We start from the raw sequence: 16,883 nt of genomic DNA, 5'->3' as shown, positions 1-16,883 counted from the left end.
CGCCATGTCCGCTTCCCAATTCGCACGCGTGCGCAGCGGATGGCGCCTGGCCGTGGTGCTTTGCGTCGCCAGCGCCGCCTGGCCGGCGGCGGCATCGCCCAAGCAGTCAGCGGCCGCCGAACCAAACGCGGCGGAGCTGCGCCTGACGATCGTGGTGATGCGCCACGGCGTGCGCGCACCGACGCAATCGCCAGACGACCTGGCCAAGTACGCCGCGCAACCCTGGCCGCAATGGCCGGTGGCACCCGGCCAGCTCACGGCGCACGGCGCCGCCGGCATGCAGGCGCTGGGTGCGCGCTACCGGCAGCGCTGGCTGTCCATGTCGGCGCTGGCGCCGGACTGCGCCGCGTCCGGCGCGGTGGTGATCGCCGACAGCACGCCGCGCAACCACGACAGCGCGGCGGCCTTCACCGAGGGGCTGCTGCCGGGATGCCAGGCGCACTACCTGGCGTTGCCGACGACGCGGAACAACCCGCTGTTCCATTTCGGCAAGGACGAGGACAAGGACGACGATGCGCCCGCGCCGCCGTTGCACCTGGACGCGGCTACGCGCACGCGGCTGCGCGCGCTGCAGCGGGTGCTGTCCGGCTGCGCGGGGTCGGCCTGCGCTGCGCAGGAGTCGCCGCGCCTGGACGATCCGCAGCGGCTGCAGGATCCGGTGCAGGCGGCCAAGGTCTTGAAGACCGCCGGCAGCCTGGCCGAGAACCTGATGCTGGAATACGCGCAGGGCCTGCCATTGCCGCAGGTGGCCTGGGGGCGCGCCGATGCCGCAGCGCTGCAGCGGCTGATCGGCCTGCACAACGCCTCCTTCGCCTACAGCAAGCGGGCGCTGCCGGCGGCGCGTGCCGGCGGCTCCAACCTGCTCGCGCACCTGCTGGCGACGTTGCAGGCGGCGGCCGGGCAGGCGCCGGCGGTGGCGCCGCTGGCGCCGGCGGACACGCGCGCGCTGGTGCTGCTGGGCCACGACACCAACCTGGCGCATCTGGCCGGCCTGTTCGGCATCGATCCCATCGTGCGCGGCCAGCCGGACGCGTATCCGCCCGGCGGTGCGCTGCTGCTGGACCTGGTGCGGCAGGACGGCCAGGACTTCCTGCAACTGCGCAGCGTGGTGCCGACCTTGCCGGCGCTACGGGCCAATCGCTTCGACGGTCGCAGCCTGCGCGAGCGGCGCTGGCCGTTGCCCGGCTGCGGCGGCCGCCTGCGCTGCCCGCTGGCGATCGCGCTGCCTGCGCTGCAGGCGCGGCTGGATCCGCAGCGGGTCGAGGCTGCCGTGCCGGCGATGACCGAGTGGCCGGCGCAGGCGGCGTCAGTGGGCGAGTAGGCGCCGCCTACCTTGAGCGCTTGCGTGAGCGGAGCGTTACGCCTCGACACCTTTGGCGTTGGAAGTGACTGGCGGTCATCGTCACGCGCGTCGCGACTGAAGTCGCTCCCACAGGGGCGTGCGGCGAGCCCGCCGGGTGCACTGTGGGAGGGACTTCCGTCGCGACTGCAGACGGCCTGAGAGGACCAGGCAGGTCTTTCGTGCACTTCATCGCGAACATCGCCCGCCGTCACGGACCCCTCAGCGCGGAAGGTCGATCATCGCGGTTCCCCCACGCGCCTGCGCCTGCGTGCGCCGCGCTCTTTGCCAGGACCCCGCCATGTCCCCGACCCACGCCGCCGCGTTGCCCGACACCATGACCGCGATCGAGATCCGCCAGCCCGGTGCGCCCGAGGTGCTGGTGCCGGTGCGCGTGCCGCTGCCGCACCCCGGGCGCGGCGAACTGCTGGTGCGGGTGGCCGCGGCCGGCGTCAACCGGCCCGACGTGATGCAGCGCCAGGGCAGCTATCCGCCGCCGCCGGGCGCCTCGCCGCTGCCGGGGCTGGAGTTCGCCGGCGAGGTGGTCGGCCTGGGCGAGGGCGTGGAGCGCTACCGGTTGGGCGATCAGGTCTGCGCGCTGGTCGCCGGCGGCGGCTATGCCGAATACGCGGTGGTGCACGAGCGCAACGCCCTGCCGGTGCCGGCGGCGCTGAGCCTGACCGAGGCCGCGGCGGTGCCGGAAACCTTCTTCACCGTGTGGACCAACGTGTTCCAGCGCGGCCGCCTGCAGTCCGGCGAGACCCTGCTGGTGCACGGCGGTACCTCCGGCATCGGCAGCGTCGCCACGCTGCTCGGGCGGGCCTTCGGCGCGCGGGTGATCAGTACTGTCGGCTCGGCCGACAAGCGCGCGGCCAGCCTGGCGCTGGGCGCGGAGGCGGCGATCCTGTATCGCGAGGAGGACTTCGTCGCCGAGACCAAGCGCCTCACCGAGGGCCGCGGCGCCGACGTGATCGTGGACCTGATCGGCGGCGACTACTTGGCGCGCAACTACCAGGCCGCGGCGCTGGACGGGCGCATCGTGCAGATCGGCATCCAGCAGGGCAAGGTGCGCGAACTGGACCTGATGCCGCTGCTGGCCAAGCGGCTGACCCATACCGGCTCGACCCTGCGTCCGCGCTCGGTGATGGAAAAGGCGGCGATCGCGCGCGAACTGGAGCAGCAGGTGTGGCCGCTGCTGGCGCAGGGCCGGATCAAGCCGCAGGTGGACCGCTGCTTCCCGCTGCAGGAGGCGGCACAGGCGCATGCGTTGATGGAATCCAGCGCGCATATCGGCAAGATCGTGCTGACGACGGACGCGCGGTGAACCGGATATCGGTCGTGGCGACCGGCCTGCCGTCGTAGGAGCGGCGCGCTTCGGTCGCGACAGGCAGCCGGCGCAGGCGCCGGCGCGCCCACACGGCACGCGTGACCGCGCCCGCCGCTGGCCCGGTTCAAGCACCGCGCCGTATAGTGCGCCGCACGCGCGGTGGTCCGCGCTTGCCCGTGCCGGTCCCTGCGTGCGCCTGCTGCCCCGTTCCGCGTCTCCATCTTCCCTGTTGCGTTACGCCCTGCTGCTGTTGTGGCTGTGCGCGGCGGTGGCGTCGGCCCAGCCGCAGGACGCCGCCGACGCACCGCCGGACCCGCAGGCCCTGCTGGACAACGCCGCAAAGTCGCTGAAGGACGCGCGCGGCAAGGAAGTGGATGCCGGCAACCAGGCCGCCTTCCAGGACCTGGTCACGCAGGTCTCCGACGCCTCCAACGATGCGCAGACTGCCGCCGATGCGCTCTCGCAGCAGTTGGCGCAGGTCAATGCACGCCTGCAGCAACTCGGTGCGGCCGCCACCGGCGACTCCCCCGACATCGTTGCGCAGCGCAAGGCGCTGACCAAGCAACGCGACAGCCTGGACTCGGGGGTCAAGCGCGGCAAGCTGATGGTGGTGGAGGCGCGGCAGCTGGCCGACGAGATCGAACGCGCGCGCGCCGAGCATTTCAGCCAGGAGCTGTCGCTGCGCTCGCCGTCGCCGCTGTCGCCGGCGCTGTGGAAGCAGATCGCCGCCGATTTCCCCGACGACCAGGCCAAGCTGCTGGCGCTGTACACGCTCGGCATGCAGTCGCTGCAGGACGCGATCGCCGAGCATGGCAGCGGCGCGCTTGGCGTCGGCATCGCCATCGCGCTGATCCTGCTGTTCCCGCTGCGCTACCTGCTGCGCTGGCTGGGCAAGCGCTATGCGGTGTCGCGCGCGCCGGGCAGTCGCCTGCGCCGGTCGGGTCTGGCGATCTGGTTCCTGCTGCTGGGCACGTTGACCCCGGGCCTGGCCGCGCTGGCCCTGGCCGAGGCGCTGCGCAGCATCGATGCGGTACCGGAGCGCCTGGACGCAGTGCTCAACGGCTTCGTGGTGGTCAGCTTCGCCGCGGCCTTCATGGGCTCGCTCGGCGCCAGCGTGCTGCTGCCGAACCAGCCGAGCTGGCGGCTGTTCCCGATCGACGACGCCACCGCGCGACGCCTGCGCAAGTACACCTGGGCCACCGCGGCGCTGGCCTGGCTCAGCAGCATGCTGCTGGTGATCAACCAGGCCGCGCGCACCAGCGACTCGGCCACCGTCGCCGCCGACGGGGTGATCGCGCTGGTCTACGGCGTGCTGATCCTGGCCACCCTGACCAGCCTGTCGCGGCTGCGCCGGCGCCAGTACGCCGAAGCGGCGGCGCAGGCCCTGGCCAATGCGCAACCGCCGCCGCCCGGGCAGCACGGCGGCGCGCTGGCGTTGATCGGCGTGCTGGTCAAGGTCGCGGTGGTGGTGGCGCTGCTGGCGGCGCTGCTGGGCTATCTGCACCTGGGCCTGTTCATCACCCGGCAGATCATCTGGATCACCATGATCGTCGGCGCGATCCGCCTGCTGATGACCTTCGCCGACGACTTCGCGTTGTGGCTGTTCGCCAGCGAAGGCCGCATCGGCCGCGCCGCCAATGGCGCGTTCGGGGTGCGCTCGAGCAGCCTGGAGCAGGCCGGGGTGCTGACCTCGGCACTGATACGGGTGGTGCTGTTGCTGATCGGCGTCGGCGCGCTGTTGATGCCGTTCGGCACCAACGTCTCGATCGTCTCGGACTGGTTCTCGCTGCTGTCCGATGGCATCCGCCTCAGCGACAAGGTGGTGCTGTATCCGGGCGCGATCGCCCGCGCGGTGCTGGTGCTGCTGCTCGGCCTGGGCGTCATGCAGTACCTGCATCGCTGGCTGACCCAGACCTACCTGCCCAAGACCGAACTGGACGACGGCTCGCGCAACTCGATCAGCACGGTGGCGCGCTACGTCGGCATCATCCTGGCGGCGTTGTGGGCGCTGGCCGCGCTGGGCATCGGCCTGGAGCGGATCGCGCTGGTGGTCAGCGCGCTGTCGGTCGGTATCGGTTTCGGCCTGCAGTCGATCACCCAGAACTTCGTGTCCGGCCTGATCCTGCTCGCCGAGCGCCCGGTCAAGATCGGCGACTGGATCAAGATCGGCGACCAGGAAGGCGACGTGCGCCGGATCAGCGTGCGCGCCACCGAGATCCAGGTCGGCGACCGCTCCACCCTGATCGTGCCCAACTCCGAACTGATCACCAAGACCCTGCGCAACATGACCCTGGCCGGGCCGCTGGGGCGGGTGCAGATCCAGTTCGCGGTGTCGCTGGGCACCGACGTGGTCAAGCTGCGCGCCATCCTGCTGGAACTGTACGCGTCGCATCAGGGCGTGCTGGACGACCCGGCGCCGTCGGTGTTCATCGACTCCATCGCCAACGGCCACGTCACCCTCAACAGCTTCGCCTACGTGGCCTCGCCGCGGCTGACCTACGGCACCCGCAGCGAACTGTTCTTCGCCCTGCTGCAGCGCCTGGCCGAGGAGGGCATCGCCCTGGAGTCGCCGCAGGAGGTGAAGCTTTTACGCGATCCGCAGGAGTAGCCGGATCGGGGAGTGGTGGAGCGCGAAGCGACTTTGGCCGCCAGCTACCGGCGCCGCAGGTCGCAGCTGAAGCCGCTCCTGCGATTCCCCATTCCCGATTCCCCACTCCCGGCTTCTAGCGCCTCCCGCGTTCCTCGCGCGCGCGGATGCGTCGGTCGAACAGCACGGCGCTGACCACGATGCCCAGGCCCAGGATCACGCCGAGCAGGAACAGCACCATCGCGATCGCCGGGTAGCCGAACAGCTTGCTGCCGGTGTCGATGCGCATCATCTGCGTGGAGGCCAGGATCAGCGCGGCGGTGACGATGCCGGCGGCGACGCGGTTGGCGATCTTCTGCAGGCTCTCCATCAGCCGCGATTCCTCCAGCCCGGCCACGCGCACCTGCAGGCGGTTCTCCGCGGCCAGGGTGAGGATGTCGGAGATGCGGCGCGGGCCTTCGCGCAGCAGCGCCTGCAGTTCCATCGCCTCGCTGGCCAGGTTGGCCGCCGACAGCGACTTCTTCAGCCGCGCGCGCATCACGTGCTGCAACTGGTCCTCGACCACCACGCGCGTGTCCAGGTGCGGCGACAGCGCCCGGCACACCGCTTCCAGGTTGAGCAGGGTCTTGCCGAGCAGGCTCAGCTCCGGCGGCGTGCGCAGGCCGTAGGCGGTGGCGATGCGCACCAGGTCCAGCACCACCCGGCCTTCGGACATCGCGTCGTGCGCCGCGTAGCGGGCGATCATCTGCCCGGTCTCGCGCTGGTAGCGCTCCTCGTCGAAGTCCTCCAGGCGCGTGCTCAGCGCGATGGTTTCCTCGGCCACTTCCTCGCCGCGGCCGTCGACCGCGGCGAACAGCAGCTTGAGCAGGCGCTCGCGCAGCTTCGGCGGCACGTGCGCGACCATGCCCAGGTCGAAGATCGCCAGGCGTCCGTCGGCGAGCACGCGCAGGTTGCCCGGATGCGGATCGGCGTGGATCTCGCCGTGCACGAACATCTGGTCCAGGTAGCCGCGCACCAGCGCCGCGGCCAGGTCGTCCATCGGCTGCTCGGTGCGGCGCAGCCCGGAGATCTTGTCCACGCGCACGCCTTCGGCCAGCTGCATGGTCAGCACGCGGCGGCTGCTCAGGTCCCACACCGGCTGCGGCACCCACAGCTGCGGGAACGGCCGCAGGTGCTCGCCGAAGCGCGCCAGGTTCTCGGCCTCGGCCTCGTAGTTCAGTTCGGCCAGCAGCGCCTTGCCGAACTCGGCCAGCCAGTCGGCGAAGCGGATGCGCCGGCCCAGCCCGGTCAGCTTGTCGGCGGCGCTGGCGAAGCTGCGCAGCACCTCCAGGTCCGCGCGCACCTGCGCGGCGACCTCGGGCTTCTGCACCTTGATCGCCACCGGGGTGCCGTCGCGCAGCGCGGCGCGGTGCACCTGCGCCAGCGAGGCGCTGCCCAGCGGGGTGTCGTCGAAGGCGGAGAAGGCCTTGTTGATGCCGACGCCCAGCTCGGCCTCGACGATCTCGCGGATGCGTTCGCTCGGAATCGGCGTGGTGTTCTCCTGCATGCGCTCCAGGGCGGTGGCGAACTCCGGCGGCACCACGTCCGGGCGCGTGGACAGCATCTGCCCGAGCTTGACGAAGGTCGGCCCGAGCGCCTCCAGGTCGGTGACGAACTGTTCGGGCGTGCCTTCCGGCGGCAGCTCGTGCTCGCCCTGGGCGGTCTCCATGTCCATGCCGGAAAACACCCCGGAGCTGCGGTAGCGCAGCAGCAGGCGCAGGATCTGGGTACGGCGGCTGAGGCCGCCGATCACGTGCGGGGTGGCCGCAGCGTCGGGCGTCGCGCTCAAGGTGGGCTCCGGGCAAGGATGGGCGCGCTCGAGTGTGGCGACGGCTTGGTCGTCGCGTGGTGAATCCCGCTGCGCGTCGTGGATCGCAGGTGCTCGGGCGTGGTGCCGGCGGCAAGGTCGGCGACGGCGCTGTCGGCCAGCCCGGCGGCGGCCGTTGCTGGGACGACGCACCCACGGCGTATCCTGCCCCGCAACGAGAGCCAGAGAACAGCGCGCAGTGCAGCAGGGTGAGTGGCGATGGCGGTGAGTGGGCAGGGATGCAACGGACGGTCGTGGTGCGTCGACCGATGGCAGATGACGCCAGCCACGCGACGTGCTGCACCGGCATCTTGCCTGTTCGGCAGGGCTCTCGACCGATGAGGTGGCGTCGGCTCGCGCTGCTGGCGGCTGGGGTGGTCGTGGTGCTGCTCGTGGTGGCCTGGCTGGGCGAGGACGGCGGCGGCATCGCCACCGAGGCACGCACGGCGCTGCGGGCGCTGGCACGCGCGCTGTTCTGACGCGCCGAGGTCAGGCGTCCTGCCTCCCCTTTTCGGGCACCGCGGCCGGCCTTACCCTTGGCTTTCGCTGCCCGCTGCCAGGAACGCCACCATGTCCTTCATCGTCTCGCATGCCGTTGGCCATGCCCGTGTGCTGTCGGCGCGTGCACGCCTGGCCTTGCTGCTTGTGCTGCTGTCGTCGACCGCGACCGCCGCGACGCAGACCCAGCGGTATGCCGGCGACGACTTCGACGCCAAGGCCTTCGCCGCCAGCACGCACCGCCGTTACGATCTGCAGGACTTCTCCGATCGCTACCGCGCCACCTTGGAGATCGAGGACAGCGGCGAGGTGTTCCGTCCCGGCATCGTGCGCGTGTTCGCCCGCGGCAACGCCACGCCGCTGCTCGAGGTGGCCTCGCCGGAGTTGGTGCTGGACACCGATGCGAAGAGCGGCAAGGTCAAGGCCAACGTGCACGAACTGCCGTACGGCGAGCAGAGCGTGCTGATCTACGACGATTTCAATTTCGACGGGATCAAAGACCTGGCGGTGATGGACGGGCAGAACAGCTGCTATCACGGCCCGTCCTACCAGGTGTACCTGGGCACCACCGACGGCTTCGAGGCCGATGCGGACTTCACCGAGCTGGCGCAGAGCAATTGCGGCCTGTTCGAGGTGGATGCGCAGGCGCGCGAACTCCACACCATGACCAAGGACGGCTGCTGCTGGCACCAGTTCGCGACATACTCGATCCGCGATGGCGCGCCACTGCTGGAGAGCGAAACGGTCGAGGACGCGCGCGGCGACGGGCCGGGACTGGCGCAGGAGACGGTGTATCGCGACCGTGGCGGCAAGCGCGTGCCCGACATGCACTACCTGTGGGACGAGGAAGGCGAGACGGCGGTGGGCCAGCGCAAGATCCTGCTCGAGTTCCGCCTGGCGCCGGCCGGCAAGCGCATCGTGGTGTTCGCCAATGTTGGCGACGGCGCAAGCGGCGCGCCGTACTACGCGGCGCTTGGCGCGCAGCAGCGGGTGGACCTGCTGTATCCGGACGCGCAGGGCGAGGCGATGGACTACGACGCCGACCGCCATCTGCTCAGCTTCGCGCGTGGCGACACCACCTACCGCATCGTCGGCAACGCGCAGGGCGTGCCGCAGCGCATGGAGCTGGTGGTGCGCGGCAAGACCCAGCCGCTGGCGCTGCAGCCCGGCTCGGTGCATGGCTCGTTGCAGGCGGTGGCGCAGGTGCTGGACGCGGCGTCGGCGGAGTAGGGGGGCGACGGGGCGTTGCTCCGAAGCAACTGGCGATTTTGGCTTGCGCGCGTCGGGACTGAAGTCCCTCCCACAGTGCGCTCGGACAGCTCGCCGCAAGCCTCGTACGAGCGGCTTCAGCCGCGACCGGCGTTGCCGAACACGCCTGCCGTCCCGATTGACCCATACCTGCCTCGCACCGCATCGGCCGACCCGACCGGCCGCCTCACCGCCACGCCGCGAACGCCCGCGCCACCGCTTCGGCGCCGGGATCGATCACGCCACGTAAGGCGTCCGCGGGCACCGCGGCCGCGCGGCCGGCGCCGGCGCGGGTGAGCTGTGCGGTGGCATCGGCGCCTGCGCGGGCGGCGCGCGCGGCGGCCTCCACGTCGGCGCCCTGCGCCAGGGCGTCCAGTGCCGGCAGCAGCGCATCGAGCAGGGTGCGGTCGCCGCGTTGCGCGCCGCCGTAGTGCTGCATCCGCGCCACGCCGGCCTGCAGCGCCTGCACCCAGTCGCGGCCGTCCGCCAGCGCACCGGCAGCGGTGGTGAACAGGATCGACAGCAGCACGCCGCTGGAGCCGCCCATGCTGTGTTCGATCGTCGCCGCCAGGCCGCGCGCCATTGCGGCAGCGTCGCCGGTGGCCAGCGCATCGGTGTCCAGCGCCTGCCGCAGGGCGCGCGCGCCGGCGGCGAAGGTGCTGCCGGCGTCGCCATCGCCGCTGCGCGCATCCAGCGCGTCCAGCTCGGCCTGCGCGGCGATCAGGGCTTGCGCCACCCGGCCCAGGGCCGCTGCGCACTGCGCATCGCGCGCGCCATCGCGGTGGCTGTCGTCGCGCTTCAGTGCCGGCGCAAAGGTCTGCACCGCATGCGGCACACGCACGCCGGGCCAGCCCAGGGTCTGCACCGGCGCCTGCAGTGCGGCCAGCACGTCGGCGTCGGCCGGGGCGAGGGTGATCGAGAAGCCGTGCATGTCTATCGAGGTCATCAGCGCTGCCGGCACCGGCATCAGCGCGACCCGCGCGACGCCGATGCGCTGCAGCGCCAGCCGCGTCAGCACGCCCAGTTCCTGCGTCGAGCAGCCGCCGAGATCGTTGAGCATCAGCACCAGCGGCGCGTCGGCGCCAAGGCGGGCATCGGCCTGCGCCAGCAGCGGGTCCAGCACCAGCGCCAACGCCTCTTCCACCGTGCCGGGCTGCACCGGCCGCGCGCCCGGCTCGTTGTGGATGCCCAGGCCCAGTTCCGGCGCGCGGCGGCCGACCTGCTGGCCGGGTACGCTGCAACTGGACAGCGCCATGCCCAGCGACAGCAGGCGGTCGGCGAAGGCCTGGCCGCGCTGCGCCAGTTCGGCCAGCGGCACGCCCTCGCGCGCCAGGTGGCCCACGTACTTGTGCACCAGCACCGTGCCGGCGATGCCGCGCGGCTGCGCGGCGTCGGGCAGGGCGATGTCGTCGGCGACCAGCACGCTGGCCACGTCGATGCCCTCGGCACGGGCGCGCTCGGCGGCCAGGCCGAAGTTGAGCCGGTCGCCGGTGTAGTTCTTGATCACCAGCAGTACGCCGGGCGCATCGGCCCAGGCGCGGATCGCCGCCAGCACCGCCTCCACGCCGGGCGAGGCGAACAGGTCGCCGGCGATGGCGCCGCTGAGCATGCCCGGGCCGACGAAGCCGGCATGCGCCGGCTCGTGCCCGGCGCCACCGCCGGACAGCACCGCGACCTGGCGCGGATCGCGCTCGGCCTGCAGCACGATGCGGGTGCCGCTGCCGGTTTCCGACAGCAGCAGCGGTTGCAGCATGGCCGCGGCTGCGAGCACGTCGTCGACGATGGCGCGGGGGGCGGTGAGGAACTGGTCCATGCGGGTGTCCTGTGCAGGCCGTGCGGCGGTGTGGCACACGATAGCCGGGCCGGCGTTACGCGCGGTTGAGGCCGGCCTGCTCACGCACCTGGTCGGCGGAATCGGCGAGAATCGCCGCTCACCCCGAACGGAATCCCCGCATGGCCGGCGCCAGCCTGTTCACCCTGCTCGACGACATCGCCACCCTGCTCGACGACGTGTCGATCCTGACCAAGGTCGCGGCCAAGAAGACCGCCGGCGTGCTCGGCGACGACCTGGCGCTGAACGCGCAGCAGGTGACCGGGGTGAACGCCGACCGCGAACTGCCGGTGGTGTGGGCGGTGGCCAAGGGCTCGCTGCTCAACAAGGCGATCCTGGTGCCGGCGGCGCTGGCGATCAGCGCCTGGCTGCCGTGGGCGATCACCCCGCTGATGATGATCGGCGGCGCGTTCCTGTGCTTCGAGGGCGTGGAGAAGCTGGCGCACCGTTTCCTGCATTCGAAGGAAGAGGATGCGGCACGTCACGCGCAGCAGGTGCAGGCGCTGGCCGACCAGCAGGTGGACGTGGTGGCGCTGGAGAAGGACAAGGTCAAGGGCGCGATCCGCACCGACTTCATCCTCTCGGCGGAGATCATCGTGCTGTCGCTGGGCGTGGTCGCCGGCGTGCCGTTCGTGCAGCAGGTCGCGGTGCTGGTGGCGATCGCGGTGGCAATGACCGCCGGCGTCTACGGGCTGGTCGCTGGCATCGTCAAGCTCGACGACCTGGGCCTGTACCTGAGCCGAAAGGGTGCCGCCGCCGCGACGATCGGCCGCGGCATCCTGTGGCTGGCGCCGTGGCTGATGCGCACGCTGTCGATCGCCGGCACCGCGGCGATGTTCCTGGTTGGCGGCGGCATCCTGGTGCACAGCATCGGCCCGCTGCACCACGCCATCGAGGGCATTGCCCCAACCGGCGGGCTGGGCAGCCTGGTGCTTGCGGTGGGCAATGCGGTGGTGGGTATCGTGGCCGGCGCGGTGGTGCTGGCGGTGGTGCTGGGCATCAAGAAGGTGCGGGAATAGGGATTCGGGATTGGAGATTCGGGATTCGTAACAGCGGCGCGCATTCCCGCTTTTGCCAATCCCCAATCCCGACTCCCCAATCCCGCGCCGGCCACGCCGGCGCCAGCTAGTCCGCCGACACCACCCGATTCTTGCCGGCCTTCTTGGCCTCGTACAGCGCACGGTCGGCGCGGCGGATCAGCGCGTCCTGCGCTTCGCCGGGTTGGCGCAGGGCGACGCCGGCGCTGAAGCTGACGAACACGCGCTGGTCTTCGTGCACCACCGCGCGCTGGGCCAGCGCGCGCTGCACGCGGGTCACCGCCGCACTGGCCTCGAAGATCGTGCAGTCCGGCATCAGCAGCACGAACTCCTCGCCACCGAAGCGGGCGATGGCATCGCTGGCGCGCAACGTGGTGCGCGCCACCTCCACCACGTGGCGCAGCGCGCTGTCGCCGCCGGGGTGGCCGTAGGTCTCGTTGAGCTTGCGGAAATCGTCCAGGTCCAGCATCGCCACGCACAGTGGCTGCGCGCTGCGCTCGGTGCGCACCAGTTCGCGCACGAACAGGTCGTCCAGGCCGCGGCGATTGAGCGCGCCGGTGAGCTGGTCGACCCGCACCAGGCCGCTGACGTCCTGCAGTTCCTGCTCCAGGCGCAGGATGCGCTGCTCCGCCGCCTCCACCTCCTGGCGAGCGGCGATCAGGTGATCGCGCGCGCGCAGCGCCTGCTCCTGCACGTGGCTGGTGTCCTGCAGCACTTCCTGCAGCAGGCGGTTGAGGTCGGCGATGCTGCGCGCGTCGCGGATGGTCTGCGAGTAGTCGGCGATGCGGTCGTGGAATTCGCCGGTGCTGGCGGCCATGCCGTCCAGGTCCGCGACGAAGCTCAGCATCAGCTCCTTCATCGCCTCCTTGGATTCGGCGATGCCCTGCTTGAGCAGGCCCTGTTTGTAGATCACCTCGCGCAGGCTGCCGCGCGCCTCCTCGATCGAGTAGCGGTCCAGCGGCCCGGCGATCAGGTCGCGCACCACCGCGATCTGGCCCTGCAGCCAGCTGGTGTCGTCGAGCAGTTCGCCCACGTTCTCCAGCAGCAGGTCGAACAGGCTCAGCAACAGCGCCTGCTGCTCCTGGCCGTCGTTGGCGCGCAACGCGATCTGGTGGCACAGCTCGCGCACCTGTTGCGCCACCGGTTCCAGCGGCTGCCCGGGACGCCATTGGCGCAGCGCCTCGCCGCTGGCCTCGGCCTCGCCGGCGAGCTCGGGCAGGGTGTGCAGCAGCGCCGCCAGCGCGCCGGCCACGGTCTGCCGCAGCAGGTCGCGTAGGCGCTCGCTGTCGCTGGGCCCGGCCAGCGGATCTTCGACGTCGATGGTGCGGATGTACTTGTCGATCAACTGGCGCAGTGCGCGGCCGTAGCTGGGCCAGTCGCCGCTGCTCGCCGCCGACTGCAGGCGCCGCCCCATGTCGCCCAACTCGCCGTGCAGCGAGGCCATGCCGTCGGCGAAGGCGCCGAGCAGGCCTTGCGGCTCGTGCGCCTGCTGGAACAGGCGGATCAGCGCGGCGGTGGCGGCAGCCGGATCGGTCGCCGCCTCTGCAGGCGTCGCCGCAGGGCCGTGCTTGTGCCCATGGCCGTGGGCCTGCGCGCGCGCCGGCAGCCCCGCGGCCGTCGTCGGCGCGGGATCGCGCCGACGTGGCGACAGCAGCTTGCGCAGTCCGCTGATCGGCGGCTCGTCGCGTTGATCCGACATGCCAGCCGGCTCCTCCCCAGGTCAAGGCGCCGCCCATGCTGGCGCTCAGGAACTGGATATCGGCGCTGGCGGCGTGCGCTTGAGCCGGCGGGCGCCGTGTCTGTGAAGAGGACTCCATGGCGGCCGTACCCTCACCCCCGGCCCCTTGCTTCCTTCTCCCACCGGGAGAAGGTGCCCCGAAGGGGCGGATGAGGGTTGGGGCGCTATGGACGTGTCTGGGGGAAGAGGTTCCCTAGCCGTCGCACCCTCACCCCCAACCCCTCTCCCGGAGGGAGAGGGGAGCAACACCTGGCTCCCGAAAGATCGCGTGTGCCGCGGCGCTGTGCAGAACGCGCACGACGCTGGCACTCTGGCGGCCGCGCCTGCCGCCGGCGCGCACACTTCCACGGAGACTGAGCATGGCCGATCCCCGCGAACCGCTGCTGCATCCCGTTCCGATCCTGTCCCTGCGCCCCACGCAGATGACCGTGGGCATGCGCGAGGTGAAGGAGAAGCGCAAGCGCTGGCGCGCGCACGCGTCCAAGCACAAGCAGGCCGAACTGCTCGGCACGCACATGATCCCGGTGGTGCTGGGACCGGATGGCCGCTACTACGTGGTCGATCACCACCATCTGGCGCGGGCGCTGCTCGACGAAGGGGTGGAGGACATCCTGGTCACGGTGATCGCCGACCTCAGCATGGTCGACAAGGCCGCGCTGTGGAGCGTGCTGGATCATCGCCGCTGGGCCTATCCCTACGACGCCAAGGGCGAGCGCCGCCCGTTCAAGGACATGCCCACCTCCATCGCCGACCTGAAGGACGATCCCTACCGCAGCCTCGCCGGCGAGGTGCGCCGCGCGGGCGGCTACGCCAAGGACACCACGCCGTTCAGCGAGTTTCTGTGGGCCGACCTGTTCCGCCGCCGGCTGCGGCGCCGCGACGTCAAGGAGGATTTCGCCCGTTCCATGGAGACCGCGCTCGCGCTCGCCAAGAGCAAGGAGGCGAGCTATTTGCCGGGCTGGTGCGGGCCGCTGTCCGACGACTGATCCGGCGTGGCGTCATGCGCCGGCCTGCCGCCCAGGAGTGCGTGCAGGGCGCGTTCGACGCGGCCGCCGAACAACAGGATGACGAAGGCGATGGCCAGCGACACGGCCACGATCTGCCACTGGCCGGCGCCGCACATGATGCCGACGCAGGCGGTGAGCCAGACGCAGGCGGCGCTGGTCAGGCCATGCACCCGCACATGTTTCTGGGTGTGATAGATGACGCCGGCGCCGAGGAAACCGATGCCGGTGAGGATGCCCTGGATGACGCGGCTGCCGGCATCGGTGAAGCCGCCCTTGCCGAGCGGGTCGGCCAGCAGCACCACCATCGCGGTGGCCAGGCCGACCAGGCCCAGCGTGCGGATGCCGATCGGCTTGCCGTGCAGGTCGCGGTTCAACCCGATCGCCGCGCCGGCGAGGGCGGCGATCCCCAGGCGCACGGCGATCTCGGACAGGTCGGTCAAGGCAGGTCTCCCGGTGGATGTGTCGCCGCAGGCGGCCGGCCCATCATAGGCAACCCGGCCGCGGGCGCCGCGTGCATGCCGTCGGCTGGCCTCAGAGCGCGGCGCGGACCTCGTCCAGGCTGGGCGGATTGGCGCCGGCGCGGGTGCAGTTGATCGCTGCGGCGGCCACGCAGAACTGCAGCAGGCGCTCCAGCGCGGCCGGCTCGCTGCCCAGCGCCGCCAGCGCGGCCGGATCGGGCAACTGCTGCAGCAGCGCCGCCTGGAAGCTGTCGCCGGCGCCGACCGTATCGACCACCTGCACCACGCGGCCGGGCACACGCGCTTCGCTGTCGCCGCGCCAGGCCACCGCGCCGTCGCCGCCCAGGGTCATCACCACCAGCGACGGCCCCTGCTGCAGCCAGCTGCGGGCGATGGCGAACGGATCCTGCTGCGGATACAGCAGTTCGATGTCCTCCTGGCTGACCTTGACTACGTGCGCCAGCGCGATCCAGCGCGCCAGCCGCGCGCGCCACACCGCCATGTCCGGCTCCACCGTCGGCCGCACGTTCGGGTCCAGCGAGATCAGCCGCTGCCCGCGCTCGCGCTCGGCCAGCGCCTGGAAGGTGCTGGCGGTGGTCTCGGCGACCAGGGTGTAGGAGCCGAAATGCAGGCCGCCGACGCGCGCGTCCAGCGTGGGCAGGTCGGCCTCGGTCAGCGCGCGGTCGGCGCAGCCGGTGCCGTAGAAGGCGTAATTGGGCACGCCGCTCGCGTCCAGCGCGACCATCACCAGGGTGGTGGCCTCGCGCTTGTCGATGCAGTAGTCCAGGGCCACACCTTCGCCTTCGAGGGTGGCACGCAGCTGGCGGCCCAGCGGATCGGTGGACAGGCCGGTGAACAGCGCCGACGGCGCGCCCAGACGGGCCAGGCCGATGGCCACGTTGAACGGCGAACCGCCCTGGCGCGCGGTCATCCCGACCGAGGTGCCGGCGTAGCCGTCGATGAAGATGTCGTACAAGGCCTCTCCGCACACCACGAACATCGAACCGCTCCTCGTCAGGTTGCAGCGCGCCGGCCGGCGCGATGGGGCGGCTATTGTGGCGTACCTGCTGCGGCGCGGCGACCGTGTGTGGGGTAGGCAGGAGCATGCGAGGACCAGGCTGGCTGGCGCCGCGAACCCTCATCCGCCCCTGCGGGGCACCTTCTCCCAGTGGAAGAAGGGAAAAGCCATAGCCCCTCCCCCGTCGGGAGAGGGGTTGGGGTGAGGGTACGGGCGCGCAGCGCCTCATGGACCGCACACCCCACCCACAACGCCTTGCCGCCGCCCCTGCGATAGTCGCCGCCTCCCCCAGCCAGCCTCCAAGGACGCCCCATGAAAATCCTGCTCGCCGGCGCCACCGGCCTGGTCGGCGGCCACGCGCTGCGCCAGTTGCTGGCCGCCCCCGCCTGCAGCGCGGTGATCGCGCCGACCCGGCGCGCGCTGGCCATGACCCATCCCAAGCTGCACAACCCGGTGCTCGACTTCGACGCGCTGCCGGCACGTGCACCCTGGTGGCAAGTGCAGGCGGCGATCTGCGCGCTCGGCACCACGATGCGTCAGGCCGGCTCGCGGGAGGCGTTCCGCCGGGTCGATCACGACTATCCGCTGGCGATCGCGCGGCTGCTGCGCCAGCACGGCACCGAGGCCTTCGCGCTGAACTCCGCGCTGGGCGCGAATCCGCGGTCATGGGCCTTCTACAACCGGGTCAAGGGCGAGTTGGAACACGACCTGCGCGCGCTCGGCTTTCCGTCGCTGACCCTGGTGCGGCCCGGCCTGATCGGTGGCGAGCGTGCGCAACGCCGCCGCGGCGAGCATGCCGCCAGCGTGGTGTTGCGCGCGCTCGGGCCGCTGCTGCCGCGGCGCTACCGGATCAACCCGGCCGAACGTATCGCCGCGGCGCTGGTCGATGCCGCGCTGCGGCCGCGGTCGGGCGTGCAGATCGTCGATGCGGCGCAGTTGGTTTAGGGGC

Annotated in this window: 13 protein-coding genes; 8 read left to right on the top strand and 5 right to left on the bottom strand. The window is 71.5% G+C overall.

The annotated features are described in order from the left end of the window. Nucleotides 1–4: 4 nt before the first annotated feature. From CEK65_RS01240 to CEK65_RS01230, 3 genes are all read left to right on the top strand, one after another. Nucleotides 5–1,321, top strand: a complete 1,317-nt coding sequence (locus tag CEK65_RS01240; RefSeq protein ID WP_152180507.1) for a histidine-type phosphatase — start codon at nt 5–7, stop codon at nt 1,319–1,321. A gap of 319 nt (nt 1,322–1,640) precedes the next feature. Then, entirely contained in the window at nt 1,641–2,663 is a 1,023-nt protein-coding gene (locus tag CEK65_RS01235; protein WP_148828765.1) for an NAD(P)H-quinone oxidoreductase, read from the top strand. Nucleotides 2,664–2,895: 232 nt separating this feature from the next. Continuing rightward, complete coding sequence (locus tag CEK65_RS01230; RefSeq protein WP_152180506.1) at nt 2,896–5,274, top strand: DUF3772 domain-containing protein; 2,379 nt, start codon at nt 2,896–2,898, stop codon at nt 5,272–5,274. Between the two features lie 115 nt (nt 5,275–5,389). Here CEK65_RS01230 and CEK65_RS01225 read toward each other — a convergent pair whose 3' ends face one another. Continuing rightward, nucleotides 5,390–7,081: an AarF/UbiB family protein gene (locus CEK65_RS01225; RefSeq protein ID WP_017908463.1), complete on the bottom strand. Its 1,692-nt coding sequence runs from the start codon at nt 7,079–7,081 to the stop codon at nt 5,390–5,392. A gap of 356 nt (nt 7,082–7,437) precedes the next feature. Here CEK65_RS01225 and CEK65_RS20905 point away from each other — a divergent pair, with 356 nt between their 5' ends. Both CEK65_RS20905 and CEK65_RS01220 read left to right on the top strand, forming a co-directional pair. Next, nucleotides 7,438–7,578, top strand: a complete 141-nt coding sequence (locus tag CEK65_RS20905) for a hypothetical protein (RefSeq protein ID WP_017908462.1) — start codon at nt 7,438–7,440, stop codon at nt 7,576–7,578. A gap of 91 nt (nt 7,579–7,669) precedes the next feature. Next, nucleotides 7,670–8,827: a hypothetical protein gene (locus CEK65_RS01220; RefSeq protein WP_152180505.1), complete on the top strand. Its 1,158-nt coding sequence runs from the start codon at nt 7,670–7,672 to the stop codon at nt 8,825–8,827. 205 nt (nt 8,828–9,032) lie between these two features. On the opposite strand, the gene CEK65_RS01215 is transcribed toward CEK65_RS01220, so the two are convergent. Continuing rightward, on the bottom strand, nt 9,033–10,658 hold the full coding sequence (locus tag CEK65_RS01215) for a dihydroxyacetone kinase subunit DhaK (protein WP_152180504.1): 1,626 nt from the start codon (nt 10,656–10,658) through the stop codon (nt 9,033–9,035). A gap of 140 nt (nt 10,659–10,798) precedes the next feature. Between CEK65_RS01215 and CEK65_RS01210 the strand changes: the two genes are divergently transcribed. Further along, a complete protein-coding gene (locus tag CEK65_RS01210) occupies nt 10,799–11,695 on the top strand; it encodes a DUF808 domain-containing protein (protein WP_152180503.1) in 897 nt (298 codons plus the stop codon). Nucleotides 11,696–11,801: 106 nt separating this feature from the next. Here the strand turns inward: CEK65_RS01210 and CEK65_RS01205 are convergent, their stop codons facing one another. Beyond that, complete coding sequence (locus CEK65_RS01205; protein ID WP_150410154.1) at nt 11,802–13,412, bottom strand: GGDEF domain-containing protein; 1,611 nt, start codon at nt 13,410–13,412, stop codon at nt 11,802–11,804. A gap of 398 nt (nt 13,413–13,810) precedes the next feature. On the opposite strand from CEK65_RS01205, the gene CEK65_RS01200 reads away from it, so the two are divergent. Further along, nucleotides 13,811–14,437, top strand: coding sequence for a ParB-like protein (locus CEK65_RS01200; protein ID WP_017914002.1), 627 nt, complete (start codon nt 13,811–13,813; stop codon nt 14,435–14,437). Here the strand turns inward: CEK65_RS01200 and CEK65_RS01195 are convergent. Both CEK65_RS01195 and CEK65_RS01190 read right to left on the bottom strand, forming a co-directional pair. Next, a complete protein-coding gene (locus CEK65_RS01195; RefSeq protein WP_017907901.1) occupies nt 14,398–14,898 on the bottom strand; it encodes an MgtC/SapB family protein in 501 nt (166 codons plus the stop codon). The genes CEK65_RS01200 and CEK65_RS01195 overlap by 40 nt on opposite strands. 91 nt (nt 14,899–14,989) lie before the next feature. Next, a complete protein-coding gene (locus CEK65_RS01190) occupies nt 14,990–15,916 on the bottom strand; it encodes a carbohydrate kinase (RefSeq protein WP_152180502.1) in 927 nt (308 codons plus the stop codon). Nucleotides 15,917–16,246: 330 nt separating this feature from the next. Between CEK65_RS01190 and CEK65_RS01185 the strand changes: the two genes are divergently transcribed. Continuing rightward, nucleotides 16,247–16,879, top strand: a complete 633-nt coding sequence (locus CEK65_RS01185; protein WP_017916801.1) for an NAD-dependent dehydratase — start codon at nt 16,247–16,249, stop codon at nt 16,877–16,879. Nucleotides 16,880–16,883: the final 4 nt, after the last annotated feature.

The organism is Xanthomonas sp. LMG 12459 (assembly GCF_009192905.1).
Taxonomy (GTDB): Bacteria; Pseudomonadota; Gammaproteobacteria; order Xanthomonadales; family Xanthomonadaceae; genus Xanthomonas_A; species Xanthomonas_A sontii.
The sequence above is the reverse complement of the archived record's forward strand: the minus strand, read 5'-3'. Positions and strand labels throughout refer to the sequence as shown.